Raw genomic sequence first — 16216 nt, forward strand, 5'->3', positions numbered from 1 at the left:
GAGCGACGGTTCAGGGGTCGAGGGTCAGCGCCGCCGATTTGGCGCGACCGTACGCGATGCGCTTGCAGGCTGTCTACGCCGCCCACGCGACATGGGCCATATCCAGCCAATTTCATTCCAGGGCCAGAGCCAGGATGCAATTGCCCTCCTGACCGAGCAAAACGGAGACGGTTCCGCCCGAAGGTACCGTGACACGGGCTTGGGCCGCGCTTTCGTCAATCGCGCTCAGCACGAAGGCGCGGGGGCGTCCGGTCAGACCTTCGCCCAGCATCTTTGCCGCCGCCTCCTTGGCGCACCATCCACGCAAGAGCGCGGGCAAGGCGGCGGCATCCGGCGTGCCGGTCAGTCCGAGCCGGCTCAGTTCCTCGCTGGAGAACGCGCCTTCGGACAGAAGATCGGGCGCGATCCCCTCAGGCGTCTCCATGTCGACGCCGAGCCTGCGGCCTGCGGGCCCGGCCGCAGCCAGGGCCGCCCCCCCGGCATGGGACAACGTGACCTCGGGCATGGGGCCGGTCACTCCCATCAAGGCGGGGCGGTCAGGCAGCACGTAGGGGCGACCGGCCTCATCAGCCGCAATCTCGATATCCGCGGGCAGCAGCGCCAGGCCGTGGCTGGCCAGGATGTGCGCGCGTGCGGCTTCCTTCAACGCGATCCGGCCCATGATCCAGTCGCGGCGCCGCTTGCCGGTGAACCCCGCAAAGACCGCGCGTTCCGCACCCGACAGGATCGTCGCGGCCAGAACGCGGGTCCAGATCCCGCCCGCATCGTCGAGAAAGCCCTGCGGAAACGGCGGAACGGACCAGATCGTCACGTCGCCCGGCGCACCATCGAACAGCGCGCGGGCATCATGGCCGTACCATGCCTCGCGCGGGCGGTAGCGGGCCTCGTAGAAGCGATGGGGCACATCGAAGAAACGGTCGCGCCAGCCGCGCACCGACAAAAGCCGCGTGCCATCGGGGCCGAGGCAGTCGAAATCGCCTTCGAGGAAGCGGGCATAGGCAGGATCGCCCACGGGCCGGTCGTCGCCGTCGCGAAAGCCCAGCCGCCCCTTCACGCTGCCACCCGCGACGGCTTCGGCACGCGCGCCGGGCAGGTCGATCCGGGCAATGCCGGACGGGAACGAACTGAAATCCGTGCCCCAGCCCTGCGCGATCCAGAAGGCCGTCACGTGCCCCACCTGATCGAGAAGGGCGGGATTGATCAGAAGGCCATCGGGCGCCTCGCCATAGCCGAAGAAGCCATCAAGCGGCAGATCGTGCAATTCGGCATCGAGCCCGCCCGCATCCCAGCATGTCAGCGCCGCGATGCCCTGAAACAGCGGGCCGTGGAACATGCCCGTCGTATAGAGCGCGTCGTCGGACCAGATCGGCGGCTGCGGATGCGCAAGATTGGCAAGCGGCGGGGGCAGGTCGCCTGCACTCAGAACCGCTTCGGCCTCGAAGAGCAGCCCGCCATCTCGCAGGAGCCGCACCGCGACCCGGTCACCCGTGCGTACGGCTTCGGTGGTCAGGGTGGCGGGGCCGTCGTCAAAGGCGACCCAATCGCGCGCGCGCACGTTTTCAAGGCGCGTGGGCACTTGCCCGGTCAGCGCGGCCGCCGCTTCGAGCACCATCTCGAGGCTGACAGCGAGCGGCAGAACCGGCAGCGATTGCAGCTCCGGATCGGTGTCCGACACCATGTCGGCATAGAACGTGTGATGGGCGATGAATGGATCGCCAAGCGGGTCGAAATCGCTTTCTGCAACGAGCGTGTCTTCGCCGTAATCGATGCGGTGCAAGAGCGGCGGATACCATTCCGAAGCAGCAGGCTCCGCGGCTGCGAGACCGGGTGCTTGTGCCTCTCCCATGGCAACAGCGGCGACATTTCCGGCCGTGTCGAGGAAGCGTTGCATCAGGTCGAAATGCCCATGCAACACATCTTGCGGCACGTCCTGCATGACAGATGCCTGCGCTGCGGAAGGTACAACGGATGGCTGCGGGTCTGCAGGTGTGGGCAGCGCGGCTTGTGTCTGCACAGGTTGTGTCTGCGCGGGTTGTGGCACGACCGGGGGCATGGCGGCCCCGGTATCTCGGCCAAACGCCTGCGCGATGTCCGCCGCGACCTCTTCGGCCACCTCGGCAGGCAGGCGCATCACGGGCAGCGTGTTGTCGATATGGCGCGCACGGCGCTTTTTCGGCTCGGCGGCGAGATCAACAGCCTCCAGCCCGCGATCGGAATAGAGCGCTGTTGCATCGACCTCGCGGCCCGCGCACCAGATCCGGCCCAGCGCCTGCAAGAGATGCGACAGCCCGCCCCGGCGGCGCGAATCGAGCGCGATGGCCTGCGCATCGCGGCCCTTCAGCGTGTCGTCGACAAAGCCCGTGAGGTTCGACGAGGGCCCGATCTCGACGAACAGACGCACGCCGTCTTCGTAAAGCCGTTCGACCGTTTCTGTGAAACGCACGCGCGACGCCCATTGATGCGCGGCCAGCGCGCGGATCTCGGCGGGTGCTTCGGGCATCGGCGCGGCGGTGGCACAGGAATAGACCGGCAGGTGCGGCGCGGTGAAGGCCATGTCCGCGTAAACGCCCTGCACCTTCTCGGCGACATCGGCGAAAAGCGGCGTGTGATAGGGCCGGTCGAAGGGCAGAAAGGCGGTCATGCCGCCCTCGGGTCGCAACTCCTCGGCGACCTCCTCCATCCGGGTGCGGCTCCCGTAGAGCACCGCCTGATGTTCGCAATTGTCGAGCGCCAGGTGCACGTCCGGATCCGCCTCGGTCAGTGCGAGAATACGCTCGCGCGGCACGCCGCCCACGGTCAGGAGCGCGCCGCCGCCAATCCCGCCCGACGCCTCGATCTCCTGGTAGAGACGGTTGAGGGAGCGGATGCGCGATGCAAACTCGGCCCGATCTTCGGCGGTGCGGGTGGCGCCGAAGACGCCTGCCGCAGCCAACGCCGAATGCTCGCCCGAGGAATGCCCCACGACGAGATCGGGTGCGAGGCCCACGCGGTCGGTCACGCCCAGAAGCGCCTGCGCGGCGATGAACATCGATTCCGAGCCAAATTCGAGCCCGAAGAGCTTGTCGGCAAGCGCGGCTTCCAGCGGCCCCGACAGCGTGGTCGGCGGCGGAAAGACCGAGGCGGAGGGCGGCGTCTCGCGGTCGGGAAACAGCCCGTCCCAGAAGTCGAACCAGGATCGCGCCTCGGGGAAGGCGGTCAGGATCTCGGACAGCATGCCCTGATATTGCGCACCTTCGCCCGGAAAGATGAAGGCCATCTTGCCGGTGACGGGCGTGTCGCTCGCGATGATGCCCGACTTGATGCGGAAGCTGCCCTTGCCCTTGGCGAGACGGTCCGCGGCCTTGCCAAGCTTCTCGATCAGGTCATCGCGGCTCTCGGCCACGAGCGCCAGTCGCGCCGGGCCCGTGCCACGATGTTCGGCCAGGTAGGCCGCGACCTGCGAGAGATCGGCATCGACATGGGTGGCGATGCGATCCGCCAGATGTTGCGCGGTCTCGGCCAGGTGCGCGGGGCTTTCCGCCGCCAGAAGGATCAGCTCCTGCGGCCAATGCGCAGGCGTCGCACCGGCGGGGCGCGCGGCATCAAGTGCGGCCTCTTCCAGAACCGCATGGGAGTTCACGCCACCGAAGCCGAACGCGTTGACCGCCGCCCGGCGCGGGGTATCCGGCGCGGAGATCCAGGGCCGCGCCTCGGTGTTGACGTAGATCGGCGTCTCCTCGACCCCGAGCCCGTCGCGCAGCTTGTCCGACAGGGTGGGCGGCAGGGTCTTGTGATAAAGCGCGAGCGCGGTCTTGATCAGGCCCGCAGCGCCCGCCGCCGGAATGCAATGGCCGATCATCGACTTCACCGAGCCGATGGCCGTGGTGGGCAGGCCCGAGGCGTCGCGATTGCCGAAGATCGTCTGCAGCGCGCCGATCTCCGTCTGATCCCCAAGCGGGATGCCGGTGCCATGCGCTTCAATGAGGCCCGGCGGGGTCGCTTCGGTGCCTGCGTCTTCGATGGCGCGGCGTATGGCCAGCGCCTCCCCTTCGAGACGCGGCGCGAGCAGGCCCGACCCCTTGCCGTCGCTCGATTGGCCCGCCCCTTTCAGGATTGCGTAGATCCGGTCGCCGTCGCGTTCCGCATCGGCACGGCGCTTGAGCGCCAGAAGGCCCAGCCCTTCGCCCAGAAGCGTGCCATCCCCGCCTTCGGAAAAGGGCCGCACATGGCCATTGCCCGACAGCGCGCCCAGTTGGTTGAAGACCATGTAGACCTCGGCCGAGATCGAGGCATTGACCCCACCCGCCAGCATCAGGTCGGACCGGCCATGGCGCAGCTCCTCCATCGCCGACAGAACCGCGAGGATCGAAGACGAGCAGGCCGCGTCGAGGATGTAATTCGGCCCGTTCAGGTTGAGTCGGTTCGCAATGCGCCCCGACATGACGTTCGGCACGAGGCCCGGCGCGATATCGGCGTTGAAGGGCGGCAGCTGCTTGGCCATCTCGGCGCGGACCCGGTCGAGCGTCGCCGCATCGGCCCAGGGCATGAGTTGGCCCAGAAGTTCGCGGGTCTGATCGAGCACGACACCGTGCTGCACGACGGCGGCATTGCCGCGATGCAGGTAGGTGGAATGGCCGACGATGACCCCGGTGCGTTCGTGATCCCCGTCGAGATAACCCGAATCCGCCAGCGCCGCGCGAGCGATCTTGAGAGCGAGGAACTGGTCGGGCTCCGAGCCGTCGACGGATGTGGGCATCACGCCCAGCTCGGCAGGATCGGCGGCGAAGGCCTCTCCGAGATAGCCGCCGCGCGCGGTCGGGATATGCGTGGGCCCCTGCCCGTTCAGGTAGCGCTCGGCCTCCCATTCGGGGGGCGGCGCGCCGACGAAATCGAGCTTGCCGCAGATATTGGCCCAGAAGCGGTGAATATCGTCCGAGCCCGGAAACATCCCGGCCATGCCGATGATGGCGATGTCCCGGTCGGTCGCAGGCGTTCTGGTCATTCGGCAGCCTCGGCGCGGGGATTGCCGATCACGTCGCGCAGGATCTCGCCCTTGAAGCCGCAGAAGCGCGCCAGCCCGGGATCGGACGTGCATTCCAGCCCCTGAACGAGGAAGACCGGCTGATCCGCTTCATCCACGATCACCGCATCGCACAGGACCTGCGGCGCCTGCGCATCGGGTCGCATCGCGAGGATCATCCGCGCGGGCACGCCGTCTCCCATCGGGATAAGACGCTCGATCGCATTGGGCAGCGCGGGCGCCTCGCGGGTGACGATGGACCAGACCCAAGCCATTTGCGCGACGGCATCAAGCAGGCCGGGATCGATCAGCCAATCCGTGCCAGCGCCGAACGCCCCTTGCGGGCTGGGCGCGACACGGGCGACGACCGCGCCCTGATCGAGCCCTTCGAGGTCCTTCACGCGCTGATATTCGGGGCCGTGGAACAGCATCTCGCGGTATGCACGGCGGGCCGAGACGGGGGAGGCCTTCGCGCGGGCCATCATCACATCGAGCGCCAGCTCCTCGGCGCCCTCGGGCAGGCCGCTGCCATGGGGGCGCAGGATCGCCGAGGCCCGGTAATGGCCGCGATGGGGCGGCTCGGCGGCTTTCAGGTCGACGCGGGCGGAAAAGCCCGTGGGATCACCATGCTCAGCCGAATTTCCGACCACGAGAAGCTCGCGATCCGCCTCACCCTCGAGGCGCAGACCGGCGAGCGCGCGCAGATCCGACAGGCCCGCGACGCGCCAATCGGGCCAGATCACGGAAGCTGCCTCGGCGCATAGCTCCGCCGCGCAGGCCAGCGGCAGGACCGGCGTCTCGCCGATGCGATGCGCGCCCAGCCAGGGATCGCCCGCAAGCGTCAGGCGGCGCGGAATGGCGGTGCCGCCCTTGGGCGCAGGTTCCGGACGCGGATCGGCCAGGAGCGGCGTGGCACTTTGCGAGGCGGGCACGAGGGATGGCGCCATGGCCAGCGCGGGCGCGGGATCGCCGCCCGCACGGTCGGTCTCGTGGCGTTCCCACGGCCCCGCGCCAAGCGTGACCTCTGTCGCTGCGCGCGGGCCGCGCAACATCTCGTCGAAGAAGGCCTCTGCCCCGCCTTCCGCAGGCACGAGCGTCACGCCCTGCGCCTCGAACTTGAGCCGCACCGCGTCCGACACCATGCCCGCGCCGAACTTGGTCGCGTCCCACGGCCCCCAATTGATCGCCGTCGCGCGGGTGCCCTGCCAGCGCGCGGAGAGCGACGCGGCGAGGCGGTTCAGCACTTCATTCGCCGTGGCGTAATCCGTCTGACCGGAATTGCCGTAGCGGCCTGCGACGGAGGCGAACATCGCGAAGAAGGCAGGCGGTGCCGCGTCCAGCCCTGCTGCGAGCGCCATGGCGCCCATCACCTTGGTCTCGACCACGCGGTCCCAGCTTTCGGGCGTCTTGTCCTCGATGCGGCGATCCTCGATCACGCCTGCCCCATGGATCACGCCGTGAACGGGGCCGAGATCCGCCAGGAGGGCCGCGACCGCATCCGGATCGGACATGTCGCAGATGCGATATTCGACCGCAGCCGCCCCCTGCGCCGTCAGGTCGGCGAGGTTCGCGCGCATTTCGCGGTCGCGCAGGATGGCGGCGATCCGACGCTCCAGATCGGCGGGTTTCACGGGCTGGCCGGACGCCTTGGCCGCAGATGCCAGCGCGCGGCGCAACTCGCCCGCATCCGAGAGGTTGACCGTTTCGGCATCTTCCGCGCCGGGCAAGGCAGAGCGCCCGACAAGCACGAGCCGCGCCCCGGCCCGGGCGAAGGGCCGCAGACATTCGGCGGTGATGCCGCGCGCGCCGCCCGTGGCCAGGATCGTCGCCGCTTTCGGCAGATCGGCGGCGGGCAGATCCGCGACCTCGGCGGGCAGGCTGCGGAAAATGTGGCGCGCGCCACCGGGATAGCCCACCTCGATCCGACCCTCGGAGGCGGCGAGTTCGGCAAACAGGATCTCGGCCATACGCTCGGGCGTGAGCGCAGGATCGAGATCGACCGCGCGGCTCCGCGTATCCGGCCATTCCTCGCGCAGGGATTTCGCAAGCCCCGTGGCGCCGCCCGACAGCATCAGCCCGGACGCGCCGTCGCGCCCGAACATCCCGCCCATGGCCGAGGCCAGAAGGACACGGCCCGACTTCAAGCTGTCGGCATGGGTCCGCATGAGGGCATAGGCGCTTTTCTCGGACTGAGAGAGGGCTGTGCGCCACGCCGATATCCCGGCATCGAGCGTGACCGGAACCGCGTCGAGCGGGGCGAGATGGACAAGACCCGCAAGGGGCGCGGACATGCTCTCCGCCGCAGCGGCGGGCATGATCTCGGCGGTGCCGCCTGCCGCTGCGATCTTCTCCGCCAGAAGCCGGGCCACGCCTCTCGCGTCCTCGGTCAGAAGGTAGGTGCCCGAAGGCAGCGCGGCGGGGCCGGGCCCCTCCTGCGCCTCGGGCGACGTGACGAACCGGGGCGGTCGGGACTGCGTCTGCAGCTCCGCATTCTCCGCCCCGGCGGGATCAAAAGGGGCTGTCGCCCCCTCTTTTTCCAAATGCTCCACCAGCGTGTCGACAATCGCGCCGAGGGTCTTCTGCGCGTTCAGTGTCTCGCCCGCGGGCGTCGCCGCCGCCGATTGCCCGGCAGGCAGCGCCTTGATCAGCGCGCCCACGATTTCCAGCCGCTTGATCGAGTCGATCCCGAGATCGGCCTCGATCCCCTGATCCATGTCGAGCATGTCCGAAGGATAACCGGTGCGGTCCTCGACGATCTCGAGAAGCAGCGCCGAGATGCCGTCGCGATCGAGCGCCCCTGCCGGTGCGGCTGTTGCTGCCGGAGCCGGTGTCGGAGCGGGCGCAGGCGCTGCGGGAGCAGGCTGCGGCGCAGGAGCGGCTGCGGCAGGCGCCGGTGCAGAGACCGGTGCGGGTGCCGACGCGGGTTGGGCGGGCGGTGCGGCCGGTGCCGGTGCTGCGGGGATCGCCGCGCGCGGTGCGGGGCGCGCCATCGGGGGCCGCGCCATCGGGCGCTGCGGCGCAGCCTGGGTCACTTGCGCGCCGAGGCTCGCAAGCATCACCCGTTCCTGGGTCTCGAGGAAGCGCGTCATGGTGGCCTGGAATGCCGCCATGATGCTGTCCCCCTCGTAATATTGAGTGGGATGGACCGCCTCGCTCTGAGACAGGTCCTGTGGAGAGTGATCCATGATGGACTCCTTTCGCGGTCGGGGTGGTCGGGCCATGGAAGGCGCTGTGGCAGCGGACCCGGTCGGAGATTGCGTCGATTGCGCGGTCGGCGCTGCGACGGGCATGGCAGCAGCGGCAGCGCGTGCCGTTTTGCGCGCTTCGATGTCTTCCAGCGTCAGCACCGGCAGCGGCGGGCTGCCCGCCTGTCGCGCGCCGGAGCCGTTGAGCATCCAGATGTTCTTGCCGGGCACATCCTCAGCCTCGACCGGGCCTTTCAGCGCCACGATCTGCGCCTCGCGCCCCCGGAAGAGGGCAGCCAGATTGAGCGCCGCGCCCTCGGACAGAAGCGTGCCGACCGCCGTGAGCAGGCCCTTCAGCCCGCCCTCTTCGTCATCGGTAGTGATCGCCGCATGATCCTGTCCGGCCAGGCATTGCCGCACCATCGCCGCATGGGCCGATTTCGGCCCGACGCTGAGGAAAACGCGCGCGCCATCTTCATGCATCGCCCGCACTTCCGACAGGAATTCGACCGGCCGCGCCAATTGCCGCGCCAGCGTCGTGCGGATCTTCTTCGCGCCGGCCTCGTAGGGTTCCGCGGTGGTGTTGGCATAGACCGGGAAGCGCGGATCGGAGACCGGCATCTTGTTGAGGTAGCTCGCCAGACGTTTCTCCGCAGGCGCCACGATGGGCGAATGGAAGGCCGCACCCACGGGCAGCGGGCGGAACGAAAGGCCCTGCGCTTCGGCGCGTTTGCCAGCCTCCTCGATGGCGGCGCGGGTGCCCGACAGGATCGACTGCTCGGGCGCGTTGTGATTGGCGATGACCACATCCGGCAGCCCGTCGATCAGCGCCTCGATCTCCGCGCGTTCGGCGCGCACGGCGGCCATGGTGCCGAGATCAGCGCCCTCGCCCGCCTCGACCATGAAGCGGCCCCGCGCTTCGGAAACGCGGTAGAGGTCATCCTCCGCGATGGCGCCTGCCGCATGCAATGCCACGAACTCACCATAGCTGTGGCCCGCGGCCATATGCGCCTCGACACCCAGATCCGCGAGGATTGCCCAGAGCCCGGCCTCGACCGCGCCCAAAGCGGGCTGGGCCACATCGGTGCGCGTCAGGTTTGCGGCAGCGGCTTTCCGCGCCTCGGCATCATAGACCGCTTCGGGCAGGATCGCCCGGCTGAGCGGCTGACCGAGTGCTGCATCGGCGCGCGACAGTGCCGCGGCCATCTGCGGCATCAGCACCGCGAGATCGGCCATCATGTCGGGATACTGACTGCCCTGTCCGGGGAAGATCAGCGCGAGTTTGCCACCATCTGCGAGGCGCGGCGTCTCGGACCAGCTGGCCCCCGGCGGGACCGGCGTGCCGGTCTCAAGCGCCGCGAGCAGCGCCGACATCTTCTCGGGCAGTTGCGCGGGATCCGAGATCACGAGCGTGGCTGTCAGGCCCTTCTTCGGCGCCGCCTCCCAGAGCGAACGCGCGAGGTCTGCAATCGCGGGCGACCAGCCCTGTCCCAGCCGGTCGAGCTGCGCGCGGATCTGGCTGGCCACGCCCTTGGCCGACGCGCCGCGCCAGACCAGCAGCTCATGCGGCCAGCGCGTGCGGGCGGCAGGGGCCAGCGCGGGGATCGCGCGCTTGGCGTCATGTTCCTCGAGGGTGACGTGGAAATTCGTGCCGCCGAAGCCAAAGGCCGACACGCCCGCGCGGCGCGGGCCATTCCCCGAAAGCCAGGGGCGCGGCCGATCCACGAGGTAGAGCGGCAGCTCTTCATCGAGAAGCTTCTCGTTCGGTGCACCAGCACGGCCATGGGGCGGCAGCACACCATGATGGCAGGCGAGCGACGCCTTGATCAGACCGGCAATGCCCGCGGCAGCCTTCGTATGGCCGATCTGGGTCTTCACCGAGCCGATGGCGGCCGAACGCGGGGTCGCGCCCGCATCCTCCAGAAGCCGCGTCACCGTTTCCATCTCGGCAGTGTCGCCGACCACGGTGCCGGTGCCATGCGCCTCAAACAGGCCCACGGTTTCAGGCCCGTAACCCGCCATGTCGTAGGCGCGGGAAAGGGCGCGGATCTGCCCGTCGGGATGCGGCGCGGTCATCGACTTGGCCTTGCCGTCCGAGGAGCCGCCGACACCCTTGATCACCGCATAGATGCGGTCGCCATCGCGCTCGGCATCCGCCAGCCGCTTCATCGCGATCATCGCGAGGCCTTCGGAGATGACGATGCCATCCGCCCCGGCCTCGAACGAGGAACAGCGCCCGCGCGGGGAAAGCGCGCGCGTCTTCGAGAAACACAGATAGCCGAACGGGCCCTGCACCGTGTCGATGCCGCCCGCGAGCACCATGTCGGACCGGCCCGTCTCCAGCTCCAAGACGCCCTGGTAGACGGCGGCCAGCGACGAGGCGCAGGCCGCGTCGATCGTGTAGTTCACGCCGCCGAAATCGAGCCGGTTCGCCGTGCGGCCCGCGGCCACGTTCAAGAGGATGCCCGCGAAGCTGTCCTCGGTCCATTCGGGCAGGAAGCCCGCCGCCTGTTCGTCAATCTCACCCAGAAAGCGCGGCATCTCGGAGCGGACAGCGTATTGCGCGCCCACATCGCCCGCGCCACCCGACGCGCCGAGGATCACGGAGGTCTTGAGCCGGGGGCCGGAGACGCCCGCCTCCCCCGTCAGACCCGCATCGTCGAGGCAGCGCCGCGCCACGTCGAGAGTCATCAGCTGCAACGGATCAAGCGCCTTGATCGCGCGCGGCGGGATGCCGTAGCGCATCGGATCGAAGGGCATATCCTCAAGGAACCCGCCCCATTTCGAGTAGATCTTGTCCTTGACGGTCGGATCCTCGTCGAAATAGATCCGCCAATCCCAGCGATGGCGCGGGATCTCGGAGATCGCAGAGCGCCCGTCGAGCAGGTTTTCCCAATAGGCCTTGAGGTCATTGGCACCGGGCAAGAGCGCGGACATGCCGACGATAACGATATCGGCAGGTTCGGGCGCTTTGGGCCGGGCGTGCAGCAGCTCGGGCTCGGACGCACCGGCGGCAATCTCGCGCACCAGCGCGGCACCGTCTTCGCAGATCTCCGAATGCAGGCCCTTCACATTGGTCAGACCGTCGCGCAGCTGCGCCACCTGCCCGATCATGTACATGCCTTCCTGTTTCTGCCGCGCGACGGGCACCTCCAGCAGGTCATCGCCCTGCCGTTCGGTCGCCTTCGAAGCGATGCGCAGACGGCCCAGGGTCAGGCTTTCCAGCTCCTCGCGCATGTCCTCGGCGCCCATGCCCTGGGCTTCGAGCGCGCGGCGCTTCGCGGCGAATTCCTCGGCAAAGGGCGTCATGGCGGCGCGGGAGGCATGGCCCGCGCCGGTCTCAAGCGTGACGGTCTCGGTGCAGTCGAGCAGGGTCTGCTGGAAGGTGTCGGCGATGGCGCCGTCGCGGACCGCTTCTTCGGTGAAGAGATACGCCGTGCCGATCAGCACGCCGACCTTGATGCCGCGCGCGGCCAGGGGGGCCGCGAAGGCCGCCACGATCGCCGCCGAGGTCGCATCGTGAATGCCGCCCGCAAACAGCACCCGGATTTCGGAGGCGGTCTTGGCGTCGTCCACTTCCTCCAGAAGGGTGCGCACCATGTTGTCCCAGAGGACGAGCGAGGACATCGGGCCCACATGGCCGCCGCATTCGCGCCCCTCGAAGACGAAGCGCCGCGCGCCCTGTTCGAGGAACATCGACAGAAGCCGGGGTGACGGCACGTGCAGGTAGGACGGGATGCCATCGGCCTCGAGCGCCACAGCCTGATCCGGACGCCCGCCTGCGATGAGCGCGAAGGACGGGCCGTGCTTCAACGCGACGGCGACCTGATCCTTGACGAGCTGCGAGGGCGCGAATCCCAGAAGGCCCACGCCCCAGGTCTTGCCCTTCAGCCGCTCGGCCACGTCGGCCAAGAGCTTGTCCGCCTGACCGGGACGCATCAGCGCCAGCGCGATCATCGGCAGCGCGCCGCCCTCGGCCACGGATTGCGCGAAGGGGGCGACGTCAGAGACCCGCGTCATGGGGCCCTGCACGATGGGATAGGTGGTGCCGTGATCCTGCGCGAGCGGACAATCGGCGCCCAGGATATCCGTGTCGGCGGCGCGCGCGACCGCATCCGCGCTGACCTTCAGAAGGGCCGCACAAAGCCGCCCAAGACCACCGTACCGGCGCGCAAGATCGGGCGCGAAGGCCGCGGCCTGCCCCATGGGGGCCAGTTGGCCCGCGCCGATATCCCAGCCGAACGCCGCTTCCGCGACGCCGTCCTGCGACGCCACCTCGGATTGCGCGATAACTGCGCGCAAAGTGGCCGCCGCGTTCCGGCCCGGCATCTCGACACCGCGCCAGCGGATCCCGGCCTGCCCTTCGATCAGGGCTGTCTCGCCGCCCGTCATGCGGGCCAGCACGGGGGCGACGCGATCCGCAAGCGCGCTTTCGCGCAGCATCAGGCATTGATCGTCGAGCACGATACCCGCCGCACCACCCGCGCGCACGGCACCCGCCGAATGCATCCCGATCCCGCCGCGAATGAACACGGGCGCGAGACCAGCCGCGCGGGCTTTTTGCAACAGGATGAAGCTGGTGGCTTCGCCGACCCGGCCGCCCGCCTCGTGGCCTTTGAGGATGACGCCCTGGGCCGCGATCGGTCCCGTCAGGCGGTCGTCCCAGCTTATGGCTTCAAGGATCACGCGCAGACCCGCCGCACGCAGGGCCTCCACCTCGGTCGGCGCATCGAAGGCCGCCGCAGCGGGAAGGATCACCGTGGCCAGACCGCGCGCGCCGTAGTCGCCCGCGATCTCGGTCGCCAGGGCGGCGTCGGACAGGGCAACACCCCAGCCCGCAGGCGCGCTTGCCGCCAGATGGTCGAGCGCGTCGGTCAACACGCCCTCCGGCAAGGGCAGCTCGGCGTTCAGAACCCCAAGATGCCCGGCTCTTTGCGCGGCGACCGCGAGCGCGGGATCGCCGGTGCCGGCCGGGGTCAGAACGATGATGCCGAATGCATGATCCATGGGGTCACTCCGAAACCGGACCGTGCGACGGGATCGCACAGATCCGGGCTCCTAGGTCAGGTCGTGGTTTTGCCTTTCGAGGCTGCGGGCGGCGGTGCGGTCTCCGCGATGTCGATGGTCTCGGCATCCTCGATCCCGTCATCGGGCGTGCCCGATCCGGCTTCGAGCGCGTCGATGCGCGCCTGCAACTTCTCTATCCGCTCTTCCAGAACCTGGCGCAGCTTGTCGGGGTCACGGTTTGCAGCCGCGCCGCCGCCTGCACGGGCACCGCCGCCCAGGCCGCCACCGAGGCCGGCACCAAGACCGGCACCGCCCGCAGCACCGCCACCTGCGCGTTGCTGCATCAGCTTGCGCAGAAGAGGACGGTCGCCGCCGCCTGCGGCACCCGCACCGGCCCCGCCGCCCAAGCCGCCACCAAGACCGCCGCGCCGCCCCGCGGCACCGCCTGCGCCCTGCCCGGCCCCTGCACCGCCGCCTGCGGCCCGTGCCTGGAGGATTTCACGGAGCTTGCCGCCACCGCCTGCACCGGCCGCGCCGCCACCGAGGCCCGCGCCGCCGCCCAGTCCACCACCCAGACCGCCGCCCGCGCCACCGCCCGCACGAGCTTTCAGGAGTTCGCGCAGCTTGCCGCCGCCGCCCGCGCCGCCAGCACCGGCGCCCGCTCCGCCACCGGCACCGCCCTGGCCCAGAAACTGCCGCGGCCCCTCGCCGGCGCCGCGCCGTTCCCGAAGCCGCTGCAACGCTTCGCGCCGCTTGTCACTTTCTGAATCCGCCATCCTGTCCCTCTTTCGTAATGTGCCGCCCCACCTGGCAGCGCTGTCTAAATCAGTCGTGCCTTGCGGGGCCGCGGCCCCTCCACGAATGGCACCTCGAAAACCTTCTCGTGCATGACCGGGCCATGGCCGAAATATCCCTGCTCGCCGAATGCCTCGCCATGATCACCCATGATCATGAACCACGTGTTCGACGGCGCCTTGTCGTAAAGTGCGTCCAGCAACCCATCGAGATATTCGACGCAGCGGATCTGCTGCTCATGCAGGCCGCGCATCACGTCGTCGCTGAAAAATTCCTCAACGGACATGGCACCCGCGCCGCGCCCGCCGGCGTCCCCGCCTGCCGCCAGCGTCTTGGCCACCCCGTGCAGCCCGGAGATATGCGGCAGCGCATCGTCCCGAAGCATGTAGGGGTAATGCGTCTCGCCGAGATTGAAGAAATGGAAGCTGGGATGGTCGCGCGAAAAGCTGACCTCGTCGATCATGCCCGCGAAATCGTTGTGGTTGGACATCAGCTTGTAATCGTCGAACGCGTTCGAGATCACCGTTTGCGGGTTCAGAACCGGCATCGAAACCCGGCCCACCGTGCGATAGCCGTATTGGCGCAGCATGCCCGGAAGCGACAATTGCGGCAGGAACGTCTCGAAGGCGAGATCGGGGATCTCGAGCCGGTCCGACCACTTGGCGAAGTCTTCCTTGTAGACCTCGGACGCGTAGACATTGGGCGGCGAGGTGTGCGGCACCAGCCCCATCATGAAGGTGTAATGCGACGGCGCCGTCCAGGACGCGTAGGAATATCGCTTCTCGATCTCGCCCAGCTTTCGCAGGTTGGGCGCCTTGGCGGCCAGCACGGAGTCGAAACGGCAACTGTCATAGGTGATGAGGACAAGGTTGCGCGGCATCGTGTGGCCCCCCTCAGCCGGCGAGCAAGCGTTGGCGTCCGCCGCGGCGCGACCGTCGCGCACCGCCTCCGGCCGCAGCCCCGTTCTCGCCGGAAAGCTCGGACATGCGGGCCTTCATCTCGTCGCGCAGCTTGACCGCGAAGGCCGCCTTGTCGTCCGGCACGGCCTCGGTGGCGAGCGCGACAAGATCGGGGGCCTTTTCCGCGATGGATTGCGCGTTCAGGATCGCGGCGCGGTAGGTGTCGATCGCATCGTCGTACCGCTCCATCCCGAGGAAGACATCGCCCATCACCTTCTGGACATAGCCCATGCGACGCACTTTCGGGCCAAGCCGCTGCAGCATGTCCAGCGCTTCGGCGTGACGGCCCGTCCGCGCACGGGCCTGCGCCGCGCGCAGCGTCGCGCGCAGGTTGTTGGGTTTGAGCTCAACCGCGCGGTCGAAGGACTTCACCGCCTTGGCGTGCTCCTCCATCTTTGCCTGCACCGCGCCGATCGCCTGGTGCACCGGGGACTTGTCGGGCGCGAGCGTTGCGGCGCGCTGGAGCGCCTTCAGCGCATCCTCGAGCTCACCGGCTTTCATGTGCATGCGGCCCAATTGGTAATGCGGCAGCCACAGATCGGGCTTCATCTGGGTGACGCGGTCCAACTCGGCCTTGGCCGCGTCGATATCGCCTTCCCGCCCGAGGGCCGAGGCGAGCGACAGACGCAGCCGGATGTCCTGAGGATTGTGCAGAACCGCATCGCGCAGAACGCCGAGCGCGTCTTCGGTGCGGCCCGTATCCGCCATGATGCGCGACATGCGCAGATAGGCGGTGGAGGCCGACGGATCGAGCGCGACAGCGGTTTCAAGCTCCGCGAGCGCCTCTTCTGGAGCGCCCAGCTTCTGCAGCATCTGCGCGCCGAGAACCTGAGCGGGCACGAGGTCGGGCTTCAGAACCAGCGCCTCCTGGAAATGTTCCAGCGCGCGCTGATGATCCTCGAACTTGGCGAAGACCTGGCCCAGACCGAGATGGCCCACGGCAAGTTCGGGCTCCGCTTCGAGCAGATCGGTGAAGATCTGCTCCGCCGTTTCGAGATCATTCTGCTTGAGCGCGACCATCCCCTCTTTGAAGCGCTCCCGCAGCAAAGCTTGGTTGTCCCGAGCCAAGCGACGATTTTCCATAATCTCTCCCCAAGATCAAAACTCGCAAAAATGCGGCCAACCCAAAAATACCGAGCAGCGCGACAGACGTGAAATGTATAGCGACCCCGATCATAGCGGTAAACTTAAACTACGTCGCGTCAGGGAATCCTGACCCAAATGACACATATAGAGGCAATTGTTTCCAAGCGCTTGATTTTCATCAATAT

5 protein-coding genes are annotated in these 16216 nt (G+C 68.5%); all 5 read right to left on the bottom strand.

What is annotated here, in order from left to right; all coding sequences use genetic code 11:
* Positions 1 to 112: 112 nt before the first annotated feature.
* From FIV09_RS14980 to FIV09_RS15000, 5 genes are read right to left on the bottom strand one after another with little or no spacing between them, the layout of a single operon-like run.
* Positions 113 to 4981: a type I polyketide synthase gene (locus FIV09_RS14980; RefSeq protein ID WP_172975748.1), complete on the bottom strand. Its 4869-nt coding sequence runs from the start codon at positions 4979 to 4981 to the stop codon at positions 113 to 115.
* The gene (locus FIV09_RS14985) at positions 4978 to 13191 is read right to left on the bottom strand and encodes a type I polyketide synthase (RefSeq protein WP_152451105.1); all 8214 of its coding nucleotides are present in this window, start codon (positions 13189 to 13191) and stop codon (positions 4978 to 4980) included. Before FIV09_RS14985 ends, FIV09_RS14980 begins: the two co-directional genes overlap by 4 nt.
* A gap of 56 nt (positions 13192 to 13247) precedes the next feature.
* Entirely contained in the window at positions 13248 to 13967 is a 720-nt protein-coding gene (locus FIV09_RS14990; protein WP_152451107.1) for a hypothetical protein, read from the bottom strand.
* Between the two features lie 44 nt (positions 13968 to 14011).
* Entirely contained in the window at positions 14012 to 14866 is an 855-nt protein-coding gene (locus tag FIV09_RS14995; RefSeq protein WP_152451109.1) for a sulfatase-like hydrolase/transferase, read from the bottom strand.
* 13 nt (positions 14867 to 14879) lie between these two features.
* A complete protein-coding gene (locus FIV09_RS15000; protein ID WP_152451111.1) occupies positions 14880 to 16028 on the bottom strand; it encodes a lipopolysaccharide assembly protein LapB in 1149 nt (382 codons plus the stop codon).
* Positions 16029 to 16216 lie beyond the last annotated feature (188 nt).

The sequence above is a fragment of the Roseivivax sp. THAF197b genome (assembly GCF_009363255.1).
Lineage (GTDB): Bacteria > Pseudomonadota > Alphaproteobacteria > Rhodobacterales > Rhodobacteraceae > Roseivivax.

Excerpts from the sequence above, each read along its gene's own strand:
- FIV09_RS14980 (WP_172975748.1), bottom strand. The coding sequence starts at position 4,981 with ATGACCAGAACGCCTGCGACCGACCGGGACATCGCCATCATCGGCATG.
- FIV09_RS14985 (WP_152451105.1), bottom strand. The coding sequence starts at position 13,191 with ATGGATCATGCATTCGGCATCATCGTTCTGACCCCGGCCGGCACCGGC.
- FIV09_RS14990 (WP_152451107.1), bottom strand. The coding sequence starts at position 13,967 with ATGGCGGATTCAGAAAGTGACAAGCGGCGCGAAGCGTTGCAGCGGCTT.
- FIV09_RS14995 (WP_152451109.1), bottom strand. The coding sequence starts at position 14,866 with ATGCCGCGCAACCTTGTCCTCATCACCTATGACAGTTGCCGTTTCGAC.
- FIV09_RS15000 (WP_152451111.1), bottom strand. The coding sequence starts at position 16,028 with ATGGAAAATCGTCGCTTGGCTCGGGACAACCAAGCTTTGCTGCGGGAG.